The 12,692-nt window shown below is 72.1% G+C and carries 8 protein-coding genes; 2 read left to right on the forward strand and 6 right to left on the reverse strand.

All coding sequences use genetic code 11. The features are described 5' to 3' along the window. Positions 1 to 111 precede the first annotated feature (111 nt). Positions 112 to 1,161, forward strand: a complete 1,050-nt coding sequence (locus ACIGO6_RS30525) for a LacI family DNA-binding transcriptional regulator (RefSeq protein ID WP_399881996.1) — start codon at positions 112 to 114, stop codon at positions 1,159 to 1,161. 206 nt (positions 1,162 to 1,367) lie between these two features. Beyond that, positions 1,368 to 3,419, forward strand: coding sequence for a TIM-barrel domain-containing protein (locus tag ACIGO6_RS30530; protein WP_399881998.1), 2,052 nt, complete (start codon positions 1,368 to 1,370; stop codon positions 3,417 to 3,419). Positions 3,420 to 3,475: 56 nt separating this feature from the next. On the opposite strand, the gene ACIGO6_RS30535 is transcribed toward ACIGO6_RS30530, so the two are convergent. From ACIGO6_RS30535 to ACIGO6_RS30560, 6 genes are read right to left on the reverse strand one after another with little or no spacing between them, the layout of a single operon-like run. Then, complete coding sequence (locus ACIGO6_RS30535; protein WP_399882000.1) at positions 3,476 to 4,204, reverse strand: hypothetical protein; 729 nt, start codon at positions 4,202 to 4,204, stop codon at positions 3,476 to 3,478. Between the two features lie 38 nt (positions 4,205 to 4,242). Continuing rightward, a complete protein-coding gene (locus tag ACIGO6_RS30540) occupies positions 4,243 to 6,444 on the reverse strand; it encodes a glycosyl hydrolase family 95 catalytic domain-containing protein (protein ID WP_399882002.1) in 2,202 nt (733 codons plus the stop codon). Beyond that, positions 6,441 to 8,417, reverse strand: coding sequence for a beta-galactosidase (locus ACIGO6_RS30545; RefSeq protein WP_399882004.1), 1,977 nt, complete (start codon positions 8,415 to 8,417; stop codon positions 6,441 to 6,443). The genes ACIGO6_RS30540 and ACIGO6_RS30545 overlap by 4 nt, the downstream gene beginning before the upstream one ends. Beyond that, positions 8,417 to 10,633, reverse strand: a complete 2,217-nt coding sequence (locus ACIGO6_RS30550) for a WD40/YVTN/BNR-like repeat-containing protein (RefSeq protein WP_399882006.1) — start codon at positions 10,631 to 10,633, stop codon at positions 8,417 to 8,419. The genes ACIGO6_RS30545 and ACIGO6_RS30550 overlap by 1 nt, the downstream gene beginning before the upstream one ends. Positions 10,634 to 10,691: 58 nt before the next feature. Further along, positions 10,692 to 11,651: a carbohydrate ABC transporter permease gene (locus ACIGO6_RS30555; RefSeq protein WP_399882008.1), complete on the reverse strand. Its 960-nt coding sequence runs from the start codon at positions 11,649 to 11,651 to the stop codon at positions 10,692 to 10,694. After that, positions 11,648 to 12,685 (reverse strand): ABC transporter permease, encoded by a 1,038-nt coding sequence (locus tag ACIGO6_RS30560; protein ID WP_399882010.1) that lies wholly within the window; start codon positions 12,683 to 12,685, stop codon positions 11,648 to 11,650. Before ACIGO6_RS30560 ends, ACIGO6_RS30555 begins: the two co-directional genes overlap by 4 nt. Positions 12,686 to 12,692: the final 7 nt, after the last annotated feature.

Consider the following 12,692-nt stretch of genomic DNA (forward strand, 5'->3'; position numbering starts at 1 on the left):
TTCGACAGCCTATGGACACCCACCCCCGCTGGGGCTACTGTCGAACCACCCTCACCCGCCCTTGCCCACCCCGCGCGCTGTCGAAGCGCTTCAAAGAGCTTGGAGAGCTGGATGGTCACCCTCGCCGAGGTCGCCCAGCACGCCGGAGTCTCGGCGAGCACGGTGAGCTATGTCCTCAGCGGCAAGCGGTCCATCTCCACCACCACCCGCCAGCGGGTCGAGGAGAGCATCCGAACGCTCGGATACCACCCGAACGCGGGTGCCCGGGCCCTGGCCAGCAGCAGGTCGAACATCATCGCGCTGATGATCCCGCTGCGCACGGACATGTACGTGCCGGTGATGATGGAGATCGCCATCGCGGTAGCCACCAGCGCCCGCACCCACGGGTACGACGTCCTGCTGCTGACCGGTGAGGAGGGCCCCGACGCGGTGCGCCGCGTCACCGGCAGCGGGCTCGCCGACGCGATGATCCTGATGGACGTCGAGCTCGACGACGAGCGCCTGCCCCTGCTGCGCGATGGGGGTCCCCCCGCTCGAGCGAAGTCGAGAGTGGGGGCCGACCAGCCGTCCGTGCTGATCGGCCTGCCCGCCGACACCGCCGGACTGACCTGCGTCGACCTCGACTTCAGGGCGACCGGCGCGCTGTGCGTGGAGCACCTGGCGGGGCTGGGACACCGGGACATCGCCGTCATCGGCGAGGCCCCGGCGGTCTACGAACGGCACACCGGCTTCGCCGAGCGCACCCTCGACGGGCTGCGCACCCGCGCGCGGGAACTGGGACTGCGGCTGCTGCACCGCCCCTGCGAGGGCGGGTACGACGCGATGGCCGCCACCCTCGCCCGCGTCTTCGACGAACGTCCGGACACCACGGGGTTCGTCGTCCAGAACGAGTCGGCGGTCGAGCCGCTGCTCGCCCTGCTGCGCCAGCAGGGCCGCGCCGTGCCCGAGGACGTGTCGGTGGTCGCGGTCTGCCCCGAGCAGGTCGCCACCCAGGCCTCGGTGCGGCTCACGTCGGTCGCCGTGCCCGCGCAGGAGATGGGCCGGCATGCCGTGGAGCAGTTGGTCGCCAAGCTCGACGGCCGGGGCAGCGACGAGGTCGTGCTGCTCGCGCCGGAGCTGACCGTGCGGGCCAGCTCGGGCCCGGCGCCCGTGCGGCCGTAGCCGGCCCGGGGCCGGCACCGGTCCGGCTCGCACCAGTCCCGCCGTGAGCAGCCGGCTCGGTCACGGGCCCGGCTCGGGAGCGGCGCCCGGCCGGACGTGAACCGCTCCCTCACTCGTCACCGCTCGGCCCGTGCCAGGGCACCGTCATGTCCGCACTGTCCTCCGCACTCCCCGCACTCCTCCGCACTCCTCCAGGAGCCTGCCCCGTGAATCTGCCTGCCGAGACACAGCCCAAGGTCAGCCTCGCCCAGTCCTCCCCCACCGTCGGCACGTTCCGCGAACGGGACGGTGCGCTGGAGTGGAGCGGCCGTCAGGAGACCCTCCGGATCGAGGCGTGGGGGCCGGACGCGGTCCGGGTCCGGGCCCGGCTCGGCGGCCCGGTGCTGGAAGGGCTGCCCGGCGCCCTGCTGCCCGAGGCGCCCGCGACCGAGAGCACCGTCAAGATCGAGGACGGGCAGGGCTCGCTGACCGTCGGCGCGCTGACCGTCGAGGTCGGCCCGGAGGGGCAGGTGCGCTTCGTGCGGACCGCCGACGGCGGTGAACTGCTCGCCGAGGAGCGCGCCCACTTCTGGTGGCCCGGCCCGCGCCTCTACACGGCGGTCGGCAACGGGTACCACCGGCTGGAGCAGCGGTTCGCCGCCTACGACGACGAGAAGCTGTACGGCCTAGGCCAGCACCAGCACGGCCGGCTCGACCAGAAGGGCCTGGTCGTGGACCTGGTCCAGCGCAACGCCGAGGTCGGCATCCCGGTCCTCACCTCCAGCCGCGGGTACACACTGCTGTGGAACAACCCGGCGATCGGCCGCGTGGAGCTGGCGTACAACGGCACCCGCTGGGTCGCCGACTCGGCCCGCCAGATCGACTACTGGATCACGGCCGGCGCCCCGGCCGACACGCAGCGCCGCTACAGCGCGGTGACCGGCCGCACCCCGATGCTGCCGGCCTGGGCGGCGGGCTTCTGGCAGTGCAAGCTGCGCTACCGCACACAGGACGAACTCCTCGCCGTGGCCCGGGAGTACAAGCGGCGCGGGCTGCCGATCGACGCGATCGTCTGCGACTTCTTCCACTGGACGCACCTGGGCGAGTGGAAGTTCGACCCCACCGAGTGGCCGGACCCGGCGGCGATGGTCCGTGAGCTGGACGAGCTGGGCATCAAGCTGGTCGTCAGCGTCTGGCCGTCGGTGTCGCCGCTCTCCGAGAACCACCCGGTCATGGAGCAGCGCGGCTACTTCATCGGCACGCAGTACGGCCCGATGGCGCACGCGGACTGGCCGGACAAGGAGGTGGCCTCGACGGTCCAGGTGGCCTTCTACGACGCCACCAACCCCGAGGCCCGGGAGTTCGTGTGGTCCAGGGTCAAGGAGAACTACCTCGACCCGTACGGCATCACGGCCTTCTGGCTGGACGCCTGCGAGCCAGAGCTGAAGCCCGGCTTCGCGGAGAACCTGCGCTACTGGGCGGGCCCGGGCCTGGAGGTCGGCAACCTCTACCCGGCCGAGAACTCGCGCGCCTTCGACGAGGGCCTGCGCGCCTCCGGCGTCGACGAGGTGATCACCCTCAACCGCTCGGCATGGGCGGGCAGTCAGCGCCACGGGGCCGCCCTGTGGTCCGGCGACATCGGCACCGACTTCGCCACCCTGCGCCGGCAGATCGCGGCCGGACTCAACACCGCCCTGTCCGGCATCCCCTGGTGGAACACGGACATCGGCGGCTTCCACGGCGGTGACCCGGACGACCCGGCGTACCGCGAGGTGATGATCCGCTGGTTCCAGTTCGGCGCGCTGTCCCCGCTGATGCGCCTGCACGGCTTCCGCGACCCGGGCATGCCGCTGGGCCCGGACATGACCGGCGGCCCGAACGAGGTGTGGTCGTACGGCGAGGAGGCGTACCCGGTCCTGGAGCGGTACCTGCGGCTGCGCGAGCGCCTGAAGCCGTACGTCCTGGACGTCATGCGCCAGGCGCACGAGGAGGGGCTGCCGGTGATGCGGCCGCTGTTCCTGGAGTTCCCCGACGACCAGGCGGCCTGGGCGGTGGACGACGCGTACCTCTTCGGCCGGGATCTGCTGGTCGCACCGGTGCTGACGGCGGGCGCCACGGTCCGGACGACGTACCTTCCGGCGGGTGCGCGCTGGACGGACGCGTGGACGGGTGAGACGTACGAGGGGGGCGCGGCCGTGACGGTGGACGCGCCGCTGGACCGCATCCCGCTGTTCCTCAGGGACGGCGCGCGGCTGCCAGTCGTTGCGGACGCCGAGTGAGCGAAGGGGCCGGTCCCGGGACCGGCCCCTCCGTCGTGGTGCGCGGGTGCCAACGGTCAGCCGCCGCTGACCGTCAGGTTGTTGGTGCGGAAGTCCAGGCCGCCGGCGGACGAGGTGATCTCGTAGCCGAACTGCACGTCACCGATGGTTTCGTTGCCCATCCAGCCCTTGGTGTCCTTGATCCACTTCAGGATCGGGAGGATGTTCACCGTGCCTGAGTTCGAGTCCGAGGTGCGCAGGAACGAGAAGACCTCGTTGGCGCCGTTGTTCCCCTTGTAGACGTTCCAGGTGTGGCCGCCGAGGCTGACGGTTCCCTGCGAGGTGCCGAGGGGGCCTACGGCACCGTTGTAGTTGACCCAGAGCATGATCTCGTAGTCGTAGTCCGTGTCCCAGATGTCGTACGACGTGTTGTACGCGCCGGACGACGGGACCGTGACGTTGTAGCTGCTGCTGAGCGAGGAGAGGGAGGTGATCGGCTTGTTGATCACCTTCTTGGAGTTCGGGTAGGATTTGATGCCGCCCGTGTTGGGGTGGTCGGCCCAGACGCCCCAGTTGGTGCCCGAGTTGGCCCAGACGCACTGGCTGCCCGAGCCGGAGCCCCAGATGTTGTTGTACAGCGTGTAGCCGTCCAGGGTGGTGTTGCCCCACTGGTCGCAGGAGTTCCAGACGGCGGCCTGGGCGGGGGCGGCGGCGAGGCCGACGGTGGCGCCGAGCGCGAGGGCAGGGGCGAGGAGGGCGGTCAGGGCTCGCGTGCGAGTGCGGGTGGTGCGCGTGCGTGGTGCCATGGCGTTTCCTTCCATGGGTGGGGGGACGTGCGTTGCTGCTACCGCGCCTTGACGCTGATGACGCGCTCTTCTCCGGCGACGAGGTCGAGAGGTTCGGCGCCGGAGGGAGTTCTGAGTTCGATGCGGCGGGTGCGGTCCGGGCGCACGACGGCCGTCGCGCTGCCGTCGGGCGTCCAGGTGAGGTCCACCGCGGCGCCGAACCGAGTGCGCACGCCCCGGAGTTCGCCCTGGGGGCAGGACGCCGGACGGGCGGGCAGCAGGACCAGCCGGTCGGGGGTGGACTGCACCAGCATCTCGATGAGGACCGCCGGGAGGGCGTGGGCGGCGTCGGCGTTGTAGACGTCGCGGTGGGGGTAGTGCGCGCTCATCAGGGAGGCGTGGAAGTAGTCGCCGTCGAGCACCTGGCCGAGGGCGTGGGCGACCCGTTCGGCGTCCCGGAGGCGGGCGGCGATCAGGGCGTGGTGGAGGTGGCCGTGGGCCGAGTCGTTCTCGGCGCCGCGCAGTGCGAGGGCGCGGTGGGCGGCCTCGGCGAGCTCGGGGGTGTCGTACGGGTTGATCTCGTCGAGCGGCCAGACGCCGTAGAGGTGGCTGAGGTGGCGGTGGTCGTAGGTGTCCTGGAGGCCGGGCCGGGCCCATTCCGCGAGGGCGCCGTCGGCGTTGATGCGGTGCGGTGGAAGGCGGTCGGCGAGGGCGCGCAGGCGGTCGGCGTCCTCGGGGTGGCGGTCGGCGGCGGTCAGCAGGGCGTGCCGGGCGGCGGAGAGGTCCATGGCCGCGTTGATCGTGCCCCAGCTCGCGTTCGCCGGCCGGTTCTCGGGCGAGTAGGAGGGGACGACGACCAGGTGGCCGTCGTCGTCCGTGCGCTTGAGGAAGTCCTCGTAGAAGCGGGCGACTTCGGCGAGGGCGGCGGTGGTCCGGGGGTCGCGGGCGCCGTGGGTCTCGTCGTGGTCGACGAGGGGCTTGAGCAGCCAGTCGGCGCCGGCCGTCCACAGGTGCAGGGGGTACTCGCGGCTGAAGTGGTAGGTGTGCCCGCTCTCGCCGTCGGTGTGCGAGGGCGCGACGACGCCCCGGGTGCCGAAGATCGCGCGGGCGTTGTCCCGCCAGTCGGGCAGTTGCCGGTGGACCAGGGCGGCGTGGGCCTCGGTGACCTCGGGGAGGTCGGCCGCGGCGGCCGAGGCGGTCTGGAGGTTGAGGTTGGCGTTGGTGGTGAAAGCCCCGGACCAGGCGGTGTTCCAGTCGCCGGTCCACAGGCCGGTCAGGCGGGGCGGGAGCAGGCCGCTCGCCGACAGGAGGTGGTAGCGGCCGGCGGCGAAGAGCCGCTCCAGCAGGGCCGCGCTGCGGGGGCGGGCCAGCAGGGCCGAGCCCGGCAGGGCGCGTTCGGCGGGGTCGGCGGCGAGGTCGAGGGTGACGCGGTCGTAGGCGGTGCGGTGGAGGGCGAGGTGGCGGTCGAGGAGGCCGTCGTACGACGTCCCGTCCGGCAGGTCGCGCAGGGCGCGGCCCTCGGTGGTCACGTCCAGCTCGCCGGTGTGCCGGCGCACCCGGGTGAGGAGCAGTACCTCCGTGGCGCCCGCGACCAGCACGCCGGGCGGGACCAGTTTCGTGGTGCCGCCGGTGACGGAGACCAGGGTGACTCCGGTGTACGCCAGGTCGCTGCCGGGGTAGCGGGCGCGCAGGCTGAGCAGGGCGCCCTCGGGGGTGAGGACGGCGCCGTGGCCGACGCCCAGCCCGGCGGGGGCGCCGGGGAGGCGGGGGTCGAGGGACAGGTCGAGGGTGAGGTCCGGGGCGGTGATGTGCTGGACGATCACGTCGTCGGCGCGGGAGGCGAGGACGCGGCTGGTCCAGGCGCCGCAGGTGGCGGTCGTCTCGCCGGTGGCGAAGTCGACGGAGCGGCGGTAGGGGGCGTGGGCGTCGCCGGGCGGTCTGTTCAGGCGCAGCTGGAAGGCCGGGTGGAACGGCTGCACCCATTGCAGCGGGCGGCCGTCGGTGAAGGACTCGGCGGCGGCGGTTGCGCCGGCCAGCAGGCGGTCCTGGAGGGCGGGGAGCCCGGCGGCGAGCCGGGGTGGGCGACGGTGCTCGGGGTCGCCGCCCGGGCGTACGAGGGTGTGGTGGGTGACGACGACGCGGTCGGCGTTCGGATCGCCGAAGACGAGGGCGCCGTGGTGGCCGTTGCCGGTCAGGAAGGCGTCCTCCCAGCGGGCGGCGGGCTCGGGCTCCCAGGTGCCGTGTACCGGCGTACTGGTCATGAGGCCGACTCCGTGAGGACCGCCACGCCGTAGCGGCCGAGGGTGACGCGGTCGGTGACGGTCGCGTCGGTCAGCAGGTCGCGGTGGGTGCCGGGGACGTCGACGGTGACCGGATCGCGGCCGTGGTGGAGGAGGAAGAGCAGGTCGCCGCGGCGTACGGCCTCGACGTCGGCCGGGAGCGCGTCGAGCACCGGGCGGGCGCCGGCGTCGGCGGCGACGCGGGCGAGCAGGTCGCGCAGCGCGTCCGGCTCCGGGAGGGTCGAGAGGTACCAGGCGCGGCCCTTGCGCAGGACGGCCGGGAGTCCGTCGAGCTCGCCGCCCTTGTACGGGACGGTCTCGGTGGCGGTGCCGTCGGGTTCGATCTCCTCCGACCAGAGGGTGCCGCGGAAGCCGTCGCAGGCGGCCGTCTCGTCCGTCTCCAGCGGCCACCACTCGTGCAGGACGCGGATGCCGAACAGCTCGCGCAGCCGGGCGTCCATGCCGCCGGCCCTGACCCGGTCGTCCTCGTCGGCGACGCCGGTGAGGAAGCCGCAGACGAGGGTGCCGCCGCCACGGACGTAGGCGAGGAGGTTGTCGATCGCCGCGTCCGTGAGGGCGTAGAGCTGGGGCACGACGACCGCCCTGTACCCGGTCAGGTCGTGTTCCGGGTGGGCGAAGTCGGTGGTGAGGTGGGCCCTCCACAGGGCGCGGTGCCAGGCGCGCAGGACGTCGGTGTGGTCGAAGCGGGTGGAGAGGCGGCCGTCGTGGGCGCCGGCCCACCAGGAGTGCCAGTCGTGCAGGACAGCGATGTCGGCGGTGACGTGGCTCTCCGCCACGTGCGGGCCGAGCTTCGCGAGGTCGGCGCCGAGCTGCTTGACCTCCTGGAACGTACGGCCCTGCTCCCCCGCGTGGCCGACCATCCCGGAGTGGAACTTCTCCGCGCCCTGCCTCGACTGGCGCCACTGGAAGTAGCAGACGGCGTCGGCGCCGCGCGCCACGGCCTGCAGGGACCACAGACGGTTGAGTCCACGCGGCTTCGGCTGGTTCACCCCGCGCCAGTTGACGGCTCCCGCCGCCTGTTCCATGAGCATCCACGGGCCGCGTGCCTGGGAGCGGGTCATGTCCTGGACCAGGGCGCCCTCCTGGGCGCCGGAGGGGTCGCGCGGGTCGGGGTAGAGGTCGACGGAGACGACGTCCTCCTCCTCGGCCCAGCGCCAGGCGTCCTGGCCGGACCAGAGCGGCATGAAGTTGGTGGTGACCGGGAGGTGCGGGGTGTGGCGGCGGACGATGTCGCGCTCGGCGACGTAGCACTCCAGGAGCATGTCGGAGGTGAAGCGCCGGAAGTCCAGCACCTGGGTGGGGTTCTTCAGGTAGTGGGTGCGGCGGGCCGGCAGGATCTCTGCCCAGTCGCCGTAGCCCTGGCTCCAGAAGGCGGTGCCCCAGGCGGTGTTGAGGGCGTCGAGGGTGGCGTACTTCTCCTGGAGCCAGCGGCGGAAGCGGGTGGCGGCCTCGTCGCCGTGGTCGTACGTGCAGTACTCGTTGTTGATGTGCCACATCGTGAGGGCGGGGTGGCCGGCGTAGCGTGCGGCCAGGGCCTCGGTGATGGTGGCGGCGTGGTGGCGGTAGGTGGTGCTGGAGTGCGAGAAGTGCTGTCGGCCGCCCCACCACTCGGTGTGGCCGTCCTCGTCGCGCGGCAGGGTGTCCGGGTGGAGGTGGCCCAGCCAGGGCGGGGGCGAGGCGGTGGGGGTGGCGAGGACGACGCCGATGCCGTTCGTGTGCATCAGGTCCATCAGACGGTCCAGCCAGCCGAAGTCGTGCACGCCGGGGCGTGGTTCGAGCTTCGCCCAGGAGAAGACGCCGAGGGTGACGGAGTTGACGCCGGCGTCCCGCATCAGGCGGACGTCCTCGTGCCAGGTCTCCTCGGGCCACTGCTCGGGGTTGTAGTCGCCGCCGTAGAGGATGCGGTGGCGGGTCACGTCCGACAGGTTGGCCATCAGCTGGGCTCTCCGTACTGGATGCCGCGTCCGTTGGTGGCGAGGTAGACGCGGCCGTGGACGCGGGGGTCGCCGGTGATCGTCTCGCCGGTCCATCCCCACTGGTGCCGGTCGTCGTTGATCCGCGTCCAGCTCTTCGCCTCGTCGTCGGAGCGGTAGACGGCGGTGATGGTCCCGGTGGAGCCGACCTGGTAGATCGCCGGGTAGTCGGCGCCGTCGGCGGCCCTGCCGAAACCGAGGGTGTGGGAGGCCGAGCAGCTGTCGACCCTGGTGAAGGTGGAGCCGCCGTCGGTGGAGCGGTGGAGGCCGTTCCCCTTGGTGCTCAGCCACAGGTCGCCGGACCGGCCGGGCGCCGCCACCAGCTTGAACTGGCTGTCGCCCAAGGGCAGTCCGGTGGCCCGGGCGGTGAAGGTGCGGCCGCCGTCGGTACTGGCGAGCAGCGTTCCCGTGTCGGTGTCGTACGCGTAGAGGAGCGCCGGGTCCACCGGGTCGGCGACCGGCGTGGCGCCCTTCGGGAAGGAGGGGACCTCGGTCCAGGTCGTGCCGTTGTCCGCCGAGCGGTGGGCCGGGTGCTTGGTGCCGTCCCAGTGCACGAAGGACCACAGCAGGACGCTGCCGTCGGCGTTGGTGGCGATCGGTCCCGGTGCGCTCTTGGCGATCTCGGGCTGGGCCACGAAGGGCGCCCAGGTCCGCCCGCCGTCGTGGGAGTACGCGCCGTTGCCGTGATCGCCCCAGCCCGCCCGGACGACGTACGCCGGTCTGCGCGCGGCCTGCGCGAGTCCCGTCGCCGACCCGGACACGGGGTTCGTCGCCATGCCGTGCGCCGGGGACGAGGTGAGCCGCTCGTGGTACATCACGCCGATGTCCCGAGACCCGCTGAGCAGGTGCGCTTCCCCGGCCGGGGGCGAGATCAGCTGGGTCACGGACGCCTCCTCCAGGCCGCGGATCTGCGGGGCCCAGTGACGGAGGTCGCGGGTGCCGTAGAGGGTGGCGCCGGTGCCGTGGACGAGGTGCTTCGAGTCGAAGGGGTCGAGGGCGACGGCCTGGATCCACCAGCCGAACTTGGGCTGTTCCTCGCCCCACTTCAGGTACGGGGTCTCGGACACGTCGAGGACGGCCGAGTCCTTCAGGGACGTCCAGGAGCGCCCGCCGTCGGTGCTCCGGAAGAGGGTGTCGACCGCCGCCCAGCGGTTGTTGGTGGAGACGACGACGGTGCCCGGGTGGCGGGCGTCGACGGCGACGCCGCCGTAGCCGAAGCTGTCGGTGGAGCCGTCCTCCGCGGTGCCGCCCGGCCGGACCGGCGTGACCTCGGCCCAACGGCCGTTCGCCGTGCGCAGCTTGTGCACGCTGCCGGTGGACTGGCCGTTCGGGCCCGGCGCGTCCGCGTACGTCACGTACAGCTCGCGGGCGTGCCGGTCGTACGCGGCGCGGATCGGGATCCTGGCCGCGGTGCCGGAGGGCCGGCCGGGGACGGGCGCCCAGGTGGTGCCGTCCGCCGTGCGGAACAGGTTCGGGGCGCTGCCGTCGGCGTCGCCCCAGCCGGCGTACACGGTGCGGCCGGCCGCGACGAGGAGGGTGACGCCCTGGCCGGTGGCGTTCGGGGCGGCCGGGAAGCCGGTGACGGGGCTCCAGGTGGTGCCCCGGTCCGTCGACTTCCAGAGGCCGTCGTGCCGGGTGCCCAGCCACAGGGTGTCGCTGTCGCGCGGGTCGACCAGGAGCCGCTCGCCGGTGCCCCGGCCGTCCTCGTTGGCACCGAGCTTCACGGTGAGGTCGGTGCGCCGCCAGGTCCTGCCCCGGTCCTCGGAGCGCAGGATCGCGCCGTTGGTCGACCACGCCTGGGAGTAGGTGCCGCAGGCCAGGTAGAGCCGGTTCGGATGGGTGGGGTCGACGGCCATCGCCTCGACGCCGAGGAGGTTCCAGTCGTCCCAGCCGAGGTGGTCCACGAGCGGGATCCAGCGGGCGGCCCGGTCGTCCCAGCGGTAGGCGCCGCCGATGTCGGTACGGGCGTAGGCGAGCCCGCGGACGCGGGGGTGGAACAGAACGCCGGTGATGAACCCGGTGCCGCCGATGACGACGTTGCGCCAGCGGTAGGCGGGGGCGTCCGCCGGAGCCTCGGCGGCCCGGGCTCGTGCGGGGGCGGCAGGCACGGCGGCCAGGACAGCACCGGCCGCCGCTCCGGCGAGCACGGCGCGTCTGTTGGGGCGCAGCGTGGACATGAGGTACCTCGCTCTGTGAGGGCGGGACATGAGGGACTCCAGGGGCGCCGCGAGGGCGTCAGCCCTTCACCGCCCCGGTGAGCATCCCCTTCTTGAAGTGGCGCTGGACGAACGGCGACAGCACGGCCACCGGCAGCAGGGCCATGACCATGACGGCCATCTGCACGGCCAGGCCGGACAGTTCACCGGTCTTGATCGCCTGGCCGAGACCGACCGGCGCCTCCTGCTTCTGCACGAGCTGGATCATGACGTTCTGCAGGGGCAGCATGTCCTGGTCGTTCAGGTACAGGGAGGCGTTGAACCAGGCGCTCCAGTAGCCGACGGCGTAGAACAGCGTGATCACCGCGACGACCGCGCGGGACAGCGGCAGGACGATCTGCCACAGGATGCGCAGGTCCCCGGCGCCGTCGATGCGGGCGCTGTCGATCAGCTCCTGCGAGATGCCCATGAAGAAGCCGCGCAGGACCAGGATGTTGAAGACACTGATCGCGCTCGGGAGGATGAGCGCGAGGTAGGTGTCCGTCAGGCCCATCGACTGCACCAGCAGGTAGGTCGGGATGAGACCGGCGCTGAAGAACATGGTGGCGAGCAGGGTCATCAGGATCCAGCGGTGGCCCAGTGAGCCGGTGCGGGACAGCCCGTAGGCGCACAGCACCGACACCGCCATCGAGAAGAGGGTGCCGACGAGGGTGATGCCGACGCTGACGAGCGCGGCGCGGGTGACCTGGCCGCCGCTGAGCAGTTCCTGGTAGGCGACGAAGGTGATGTCCGTCGGGATCATCACCAGCCCGCCGGCCTCGTCGATGGCCTTGCGCGAGGAGAGGCTGGTGACGACGACGATCCACAGCGGGAACAGGATGCCCAGGCAGGCCAGGAGCAGGACCAGCCCCTTGCCGGCGAGTCCGGCCCGGCTGGGCTTCTCCTCCCACACCGGGCGGGGCGGGGCCGCCCACCGGCCGGGCCCCCGCGCCGGTGTGCGCTCGGGTGTGCGCGCGGCTTTGTCGATCACGGCGGTCACTTCTTGTACACCCCCTGCTCGCCCATGAGGTGGGCCACCTTGTTCGCTATCAGGACCAGGCCGAGACTGATGACGCCCTTGACGAGTCCCGCGGCGGCCGCGTAGCCGAAGTCCTGGTTGCGTACGCCGTTCCACCACACGAAGGTGTCGAGGACCTCCGCGGCCCCTGGTCCGACGGCGTCGCGTTGCAACAGGATCTGTTCGAAGCCGACCGTCAGGGCGTCGCCGACGCGCAGCACCAGCAACAGGGCGATCACCGGACGCAGCGCGGGCAGCGTGACGTGCCACATGCGCCGCCAGCGGTTCGCGCCGTCCATCGCGGCGGCCTCGTACAGGTCGGGGCTGACCGAGGCGAGCGCGGCGAGGAAGACGATGATCCCCCAGCCGGCGTCCTTCCACACGCTCTGCGCGGTGACCAGGAACTTGAAGGTCTCCGGGTCGGTCATGAGGCTGAGGCCGTCGTACCCGTGGTCGCGCAGCAGCTGGGACAGCAGCCCGGCACCGCCGAACAGCTGCTGGAAGACGGCGATGACCAGCACCCAGGAGAAGAAGTGCGGCAGGTAGAGGATGGCCTGCGAGATCGCCCGCACCCGCGGCCGGACCACGCTGTTGATGAGCAGCGCGAGCAGGATCGGGATCGGGAAGTACAGCACCAGCTGGAGGACGAACAGCACCAGGGTGTTCTGTACGGAGTTCCAGAAGGCCGAGTCCTCGAAGATGCGCTGGAAGTTCTCCAGGCCCACCCACGGGCTGTGCAGGATGGAGACGATCCCGTTGTCGCTGATGTAGGGGTCGTACTCCTGGAAGGCGACGACGTTGCCGAGGATCGGTACGTAGTTGAAGAGCAGCACCAGCAGGACGGCCGGCAGCGTCATCAGTATCAGGACGCGGTCGCGTCGGAACCTCAGCCCGAGGCTCAGCTTCCCTGAGTGCGGCTTTCCCTTGCGGGGTCCGGCGGCGTCGTCGGACGCCGCCGGGGTCTTCTTCGTCGCGTCGGCCTCGGCCCTGGTCCGGGGCACCGTGCTGTGGGACACGGCCGTT

It is taken from the genome of Streptomyces sp. NPDC053750, assembly GCF_044544295.1.
GTDB lineage: Bacteria > Actinomycetota > Actinomycetes > Streptomycetales > Streptomycetaceae > Streptomyces.